7 protein-coding genes are annotated in these 6,799 nt (G+C 68.0%); 2 read left to right on the top strand and 5 right to left on the bottom strand.

Translation table 11 applies throughout. The features are described 5' to 3' along the window. Positions 1–35 precede the first annotated feature (35 nt). A complete protein-coding gene (locus tag ACNPNP_RS18335) occupies positions 36–1,340 on the top strand; it encodes a DUF4032 domain-containing protein (protein WP_448967792.1) in 1,305 nt (434 codons plus the stop codon). Between the two features lie 33 nt (positions 1,341–1,373). Here the strand turns inward: ACNPNP_RS18335 and ACNPNP_RS18330 are convergent, their stop codons facing one another. Genes ACNPNP_RS18330 through ACNPNP_RS18310 form a run of 5 tightly spaced genes read right to left on the bottom strand, consistent with a single transcriptional unit; the run spans position 1,374 to position 6,152 of the window. Continuing rightward, a complete protein-coding gene (locus tag ACNPNP_RS18330; RefSeq protein ID WP_448967480.1) occupies positions 1,374–2,012 on the bottom strand; it encodes an NAD(P)-dependent oxidoreductase in 639 nt (212 codons plus the stop codon). A 12-nt stretch (positions 2,013–2,024) separates the two neighbouring features. Further along, positions 2,025–3,032 (bottom strand): 23S rRNA (guanosine(2251)-2'-O)-methyltransferase RlmB, encoded by a 1,008-nt coding sequence (gene rlmB, locus ACNPNP_RS18325; protein ID WP_448967479.1) that lies wholly within the window; start codon positions 3,030–3,032, stop codon positions 2,025–2,027. Continuing rightward, positions 3,025–4,434 (bottom strand): cysteine--tRNA ligase, encoded by a 1,410-nt coding sequence (cysS, locus tag ACNPNP_RS18320; RefSeq protein WP_448967478.1) that lies wholly within the window; start codon positions 4,432–4,434, stop codon positions 3,025–3,027. The genes rlmB and cysS overlap by 8 nt, the downstream gene beginning before the upstream one ends. Positions 4,435–4,443: 9 nt before the next feature. Then, positions 4,444–5,634: a 2-C-methyl-D-erythritol 4-phosphate cytidylyltransferase gene (gene ispD, locus ACNPNP_RS18315; RefSeq protein ID WP_448967477.1), complete on the bottom strand. Its 1,191-nt coding sequence runs from the start codon at positions 5,632–5,634 to the stop codon at positions 4,444–4,446. Between the two features lie 35 nt (positions 5,635–5,669). Continuing rightward, positions 5,670–6,152, bottom strand: a complete 483-nt coding sequence (locus ACNPNP_RS18310) for a CarD family transcriptional regulator (RefSeq protein WP_033106646.1) — start codon at positions 6,150–6,152, stop codon at positions 5,670–5,672. A gap of 135 nt (positions 6,153–6,287) precedes the next feature. Here ACNPNP_RS18310 and ACNPNP_RS18305 point away from each other — a divergent pair, with 135 nt between their 5' ends. After that, on the top strand, positions 6,288–6,767 hold the full coding sequence (locus ACNPNP_RS18305; protein ID WP_448967476.1) for a DNA modification methylase: 480 nt from the start codon (positions 6,288–6,290) through the stop codon (positions 6,765–6,767). Positions 6,768–6,799 lie beyond the last annotated feature (32 nt).

The following is a 6,799-nucleotide window of genomic DNA, read 5'->3' as shown; positions in this document are numbered from 1 at the left end:
GGGGCCCCCGCCCCGTGTCGTTTCCCAGGAGCCACATGCAGGACGCACTGCGCATCACCGCCAGCAAGGTCACCCCCGACCTGCTGTCACTGCCATGGTCGACGCCGCTCGCGAAATGGCCGTCCGAACGCATCGTCTCGTTGCCCAAGGGACTCTCCAGACATCTCGTGCGCTTCGCCGATCTGTCCGGCCGCGTCGTCGCCGTCAAAGAGACCACGGCAGAGATGGCCCAGCGCGAGTACGACATGCTCGGAGGGCTCGCGCGTCTCGACGTGCCATGCGTCGATCGGGTCGCGGTGATCGCCGGAAGATCGGACGACGCAGGCACCCCGCTGCCCGCAGTGCTCGTGACATCGCATCTGCGGTTCTCGATGCCATATCGCGCGCTCTTCACCCGCGTGCTGCGTCCAGACACGGCCACCCGCCTGGTCGACGCTCTCGCGGTGCTGCTCGTCCGTCTTCACAACATCGGGTTCTACTGGGGCGACGTCTCGCTGTCGAACACGCTGTTCCGCCGGGATGCGGGCGCCTTCGCCGCATATCTGGTCGATGCCGAGACCGGCGAACTGCATGAAGAGGGTCTCACGCAGGGGCAGCGTCTCTACGACCTGGATCTCGCACGCACGAACATCGCCGGCGAGATCATGGACCTCGCCGCCGGTGGGCGTCTCGAGCACGGCGTGGACGCCATCGCCATCGCCGACGGCATCGTCTCGTCGTATCACTCGCTGTGGGCGGCGCTCACCGCCGAGGAGTCGTTCTCGGCGAACGAGACGTGGCGCATCACGGAACGCGTCGAGCGGTTGAACGCTCTCGGCTTCGACATCGACGAGATGTCGATGACGACGACCGGCGACGGGACGGTCGTCGAGATACAGCCGAAGGTCGTGGACGCGGGCCACCACCAGCGCCGGCTCATCCGGCTCACCGGTCTCGACGTCGAGGAGAACCAGGCCAGGCGGCTGCTGAACGACCTCGACGAGTTCCGCGCGCGCTCCAAGAAGGAATGGGCGGACGAGGAGATGTACGCGCACGAATGGCTCACCAGGGTCTTCGAACCGGTGGTGCGCGCGATCCCCTACGACCTGCGCGCCAAGCTCGAGCCCGCGGAGGTGTTCCACCAGGTGCTGGAGCACCGCTGGTACCTCTCGCAGGCGAACGGCAGATCCATCCCGCTGGCCGAGGTGCTGACCTCGTACATCAACGACGTGCTGCGGCACCGGCGCGACGAGGCCACGATCATGGGCCCGCCGACCGAGACGATGTCGCTTCCGGTGATGACCGGCGCCGTGGCGGTCACCGACGACACCGGCGAGGTCGACTGGCGCGATCTCGTCTAGCGGTCAGGGTCAGACAGCTCAGGGACCGGCGGCTCAGTAGCCGACGGCGAAGTTCTCGCGGTGATGCTTCGGGTTCTCGATCTCGTCGACGAACGCGACACCGAGATCACGTCCTGAGATGTACGACTCGCCCGCGGCATCCGTCACCAGGACCGGCCCGCCGTCGCGGTACGTCCCGGTGCGCTCACCCGGTGCCCAGTTGCCGAAGCCGCCAGCCGGGTGCACGAAGAACCAGTCCTTGTCCTCCGGGGTGTTCTGGAGGTCCTCCAGCACACCGATCGCCTCCATGGCTTCGGCCTTGAACTCTTCGGGGAAGCCCGCATCCACGAGCCGAGGACCGTCAGGTGCGACCAGGCTGCCGCCCGCTCCCCCGACGACGCCGAGGCGCACGCCATCGGGCAGCGCCGCGAACAGCTCAGCGGTCGCCGGACGCACCTTGCCGACCATGTCACCACGCGGCGACAGCGCCTGGATCACGACGTCGACCTCTTCTATCTGGGTCAGCAGGCCTGGCACATCGAGGATGTTCCCCTCGATGTACACCGCGCCCTCGACGCGTTCGGTCGGCACGGAACGCGCGACCGAGACCACGGAGTGTCCGCGTGACACGGCCTCCGCGACGATGTTCGAGCCGGCGTAGCCGGTTCCTCCGATGACGGCGATGCGAGCCATGACCTCTCCTGACTACTTCCCGGCGAGCTGTGCGCGCACGGTCGCGACCTGGTACAGCGCGACGGATGCCGCGATGCCGGCGTTCAGCGACTCGGTGGCCGCGGAGATCGGGATCGAGACGATCTGGTCGCAGTTCTCGGTCACCAGGCGCGAGAGACCCTTGCCCTCGGATCCGACGACGATGACCACAGGGCGATCGGCGAGCTCCAGCGCCGGCAGCGACACATCTCCGCCTCCGTCGAGGCCGATCACGAACACGCCCTGCTTCTTGAACTCCTTGAGCTGCGTGGTGAGGTTCGTCGCCATGGCCACCGGAATGCGCGCGGCAGCACCGGCGCTCGTCTTCCAGGCCGCGGAGTTCACACCCGCCGAGCGGCGCTGGGGCAGGATGATGCCGTGCCCGCCGAACGCGGCGGTCGAGCGGATGATCGCGCCGAGGTTGCGCGGATCGGTGATGCCGTCGAGGGCGACGAACAGAGGCAGCTCACCGCGATCGATCACCTGCTCCAGCAGATCCTGCGGGTGCGCGTACTCGTACGGGGGAACCTTGAGCGCGACGCCCTGGTGCACGCCGTCGAAGCCGGCCATGCGGTCGAGCTCCTGGCGCGTGACCTCCATCACGGGGATGCCGCGGTGCGTGGCGATCGAGAGCATCTCCTTGACGCGATCGTCCATCTCGACGCGCTGCGCGATGTAGAACGCGGTGGCGGGGATCTTGGCCCGCAGCGCCTCCAGCACCGAGTTGCGGCCGGTGACGTTCTCGGTCTCGTCGCCCGCCTTCGACTTCGGAGCCCTGTTGGGGTTGCCGCCGCTCGGACGCCCGCCGGGCTTGCCCTTGCCGCCGGAGGCGGCGTAGCGCTCCGCGGCAGCCTTGCGCTTACCGGCCGGGTGCCAGGCGCGGTCCTCTGCCTTGGGCGTCGGTCCGCGACCTTCGAGAGACTTTCGCCCGAGTCCGCCGGTGCCCTTGGTCGGGCCCTTCTTCTTGCTGTTGCTTGCGCCGGGGCGCTGTGGCTTAGCCATCAATACTCCAATGAGTTCCGTCTGGTGTGTCTTCGAGAGCGATGCCGGCCGCCGCGATCGCGTCGCGGATGCGGTCGGCTGCCGCCCAGTCCTTGTCGGCCCGTGCCTGGGCCCGTTGCGTGATCATCGTCTGCACGAGCGCATCGAGGGCGGATGCTTCGGCTCCGCCGTTCGTCGTCCATTCGGGATCGTGCGGATCGATGCCCAGGACGCTCGTCATCGCCGCGACCTCGCGACGTGCGCGCTCGGCGTCGGCCGCGTCGCCGCCGTCCAAGGCCGCGTTCCCCCGACGCACCGACTCGTGCACTGCCGCGAGAGCCTGCGGAACGCCGAGATCGTCGTCCATCGCGCGCTCGAACTCCGCAGGCAGTTCGATGTCGTCACGGTGCTCATCCCCGACGACGGCGGCCCGCTCCGCCCTGGCCAGGAACGTCGTGATGCGACCGAGCGCAGCCTCCGCCTCGGTCCACGACGACTCGGTGAGATCGAGGCTCGACCGGTAGTGCGCGGCGGCCAGCGCGTAGCGGACCACGAGCGGGTCGTGCCCGGCCAGCACGTCAGCGGCGAGCGTGAAGTTGCCGAGCGACTTGGACATCTTCTGCCCGTCGACGGTCACCAGCCCGTTGTGCACCCAGTACTTCGCGAATCCCTCGCCTGCGGCGGTCGACTGCGCGAGCTCGTTCTCGTGGTGGGGGAAGCGCAGGTCGAGTCCGCCGCCGTGGATGTCGAACTCGGAACCGAGGTAGCGCTTGGCCATGGCGGAGCATTCGATGTGCCAGCCGGGACGGCCCGCACCCCATGGCGACGCCCAGATCGCGTCGATCGGCTCATCGGGCTTCGCGCCCTTCCAGAGGGCGAAGTCCTGCGGGTTGCGCTTGCCTCGGGGATCGGCGTCCTCAGCGGCCTCCATCGCATCGACGGACTGGTGAGTGAGCGCGCCGTACTCCGCCCAGGATCGCACGTCGAAGTACACGTCGCCGGAGCCGTCGGGCGCCGGATACGCGTGGCCGCGCTCGATCAGGGTCTGGATGAGCTCCTGCATCTGCGGAATGGATGCCGTCGCGCGAGGCTCGTACGTCGGGGCGAGGATTCCGACGCCGGCATACGCGGCGGTGAACTGCTGCTCCATGCGATAGGCCAGTGCCCACCACGGTTCGGCATCCGTCGCGTTCAGGAGCACCTTGTCATCGATGTCCGTGACGTTGCGCACGAACGTCACACGGCCGAAGCGGTGCGTCAGCCAGCGGCGCAGGATGTCGAAGCTCAGCGCCGCACGGACGTGGCCGATATGGGGTCCGGACTGCACCGTCGGCCCGCACACGTACATCGTGACATTCCGCGGGTCGAGCGGCACGAAGTCGCGCAGCTGCTGTGCACGGGTGTCGTATAGGCGGAGAGTCACTGCACCAGACTACCCGGGGTATATGAGCGCCACCGCTGTGACGGCGATGCCCTCTCCTCGACCGGGGAATCCGAGGCCGTCGGTGGTCGTCGCGGTGACCGTGACGGATGCACCGCCGAGAGCTGCGGACAGTGCGCGTTCCGCCTCCGCTCGACGAGCGCTGAACCGCGGCCGCGCCGCCTGGAACTGCACCGAGACGTTGCCGATCGCGAAGCCCGCCGCCGCCAGGAGCTCGGCCGTGCGGGAGAGGAACACATCGGCATGCGCGCCCGCGTATTCGGGGTGCGCGGTCCCGAAGTGCTCGCCGATGTCGCCGAGCCCAGCCGCCGCGAGCAGCGCATCGACCATGGCGTGCGCGACCGCATCGCCGTCGGAATGGCCGGACAGGGGCGGCTCACCCGGCCATGCGATTCCTGCGAGCCACAGCTCGCCCTCGCCGCCGAATGCGTGCACGTCCGTTCCGACGCCGATGCGAGGGATCACAGGACCGGCGGGTGCGGCCGCGTCGAGTATCTGCCGTGCTCGTGCGAGATCCGCCGGTGTCGTGATCTTGAACGCGCGTTCCGAACCGGTGATGTGACGTACCGGATGCCCTGCGGCAGCGAAGAGCGCGGCGTCATCGGTGTACTCGACGCCGGATTCCTCCGCGGCGGTGTAGGCCCGTTCGAGGAGCGCACGGGGAAAGCCCTGCGGAGTCTGGGCCGCGGCGAGCTCCGAGCGATCGACGGCGGCGAGCACGTCGACGGCATCCACTCTTTTGAGGGTGTCGATGACAGGCAGCGCAGGGATCACTCCGGACTCGACCGTCACAGCCCTCGCGACCGCGTCGATCTGCGACGGCGGTGTCAGGGCGCGCGCGGCGTCGTGCACGAGCACCGTGGCGATGTCGCCCCACAGCGCCGCCAGCCCTGCGGCGACGGACCGCTGCCTGGTCTCACCGCCGGTCACGACACGACCGAGGTCATGCCGGTCCCCTGCGGCAGCGCGCAGCTCGGTCTCCGCATCCCCCTCGTGTCCCGCAGGCGCGACGACGACGACCTGCGCGACCACCTCTGCGGCGAACACGCCGTCGAGCGCATGGCGGAGCACCGAGTGCTCGTCGATGCCGACCAGCGCCTTGGGTGCCGCGGCGCCCAGTCGTGTGCCGGAACCGCCCGCCACGACGATGACCGCCGTGGTGGGTACAGGAATGAGAGTCACACGCTCACACTAGCGAGGCCCGAGGGCCCGAGCCATCAGGAAGCGAGGACCTCGTCGAGCAGTGCTCCGGCCTTGTCCTCGTCGCACTTCTCAGCGAGCGCGAGCTCGGAGATGAGGATCTGGCGCGCCTTCGCGAGCATGCGCTTCTCCCCCGCCGACAGACCGCGGTCCTGATCGCGACGCCACAGGTCGCGCACGACCTCGCTGACCTTGATCACGTCGCCGGAGGCGAGCTTCTCGAGGTTCGCCTTGTATCGACGGGACCAGTTCGTGGGCTCTTCCGTGAACGGAGCGCGCAGCACCTCGAACACGTGGTCGAGGCCCTCCTGACCGATGACGTCGCGAACGCCGACGAGGTCGACGTTCTCAGCGGGAACCTCGATGATGAGATCGCCCTGCGTGACGTTCAGCTTCAGGTACTTCTTCGTCTCGCCCTTGATGACGCGATCCTTGACCTCGATGATCGTCGCGGCCCCATGGTGCGGATAGACGACCGTCTCGCCAACTTCAAAAAGCATAAAATCGTGTCCTTTCGGCAACCTCCAGAATACCACAGGCGACATGCACTAAGGTTTGCCCCGCACTGTCCGATGGAGGGTCCTCCCATACCCGTAGAATGGTCTCGGATATCCCAAAATCTCCCAGGAGGACCCGTGAAATCGCGCCTTGTAGCGTCTGCCGCCCTCAGCGCCCTCGTTCTGCTCGGCGCAACGGGTTGCACGTTCATCACCCCGCAGTCGACTGAGATCCAGTACTCGGCCTCCGACGGGGTGAACATCGCCGACTCCGACGGACCTCTCGAGATCCGCAACGCCATGATCATCGCGACGGAGGACGGCTCGACCGGCAACCTCGTCGCCGCGATCGTGAATTCGACCGACAAGGCTGCGACCCTCACCGTCGAGATCGAGGGGCTCGATCCCCTCACCCTCCGCGTGGGCGCGGGAGACACCGTGAGCCTCGGCGCCAATGCCGAGCCGCTGCGCATCGACGACCTCGACACGATGCCGGGCGCCACGGTCAGGATGTACTTCCAGTCGGGCGATGCCACCGGTTCCACCGCTGACGTTCCCGTGCTCGACGGCGCTCTCCCGTACTACGCCGATCTCGTCCCGCAGGAGGACGACGCCTGATCAGACGATCGCGCGACACGCGAAGAGGGCGG

Source organism: Microbacterium xerophyticum (genome assembly GCF_053543555.1).
The sequence above is the reverse complement of the archived record's forward strand: the minus strand, read 5'-3'. Positions and strand labels throughout refer to the sequence as shown.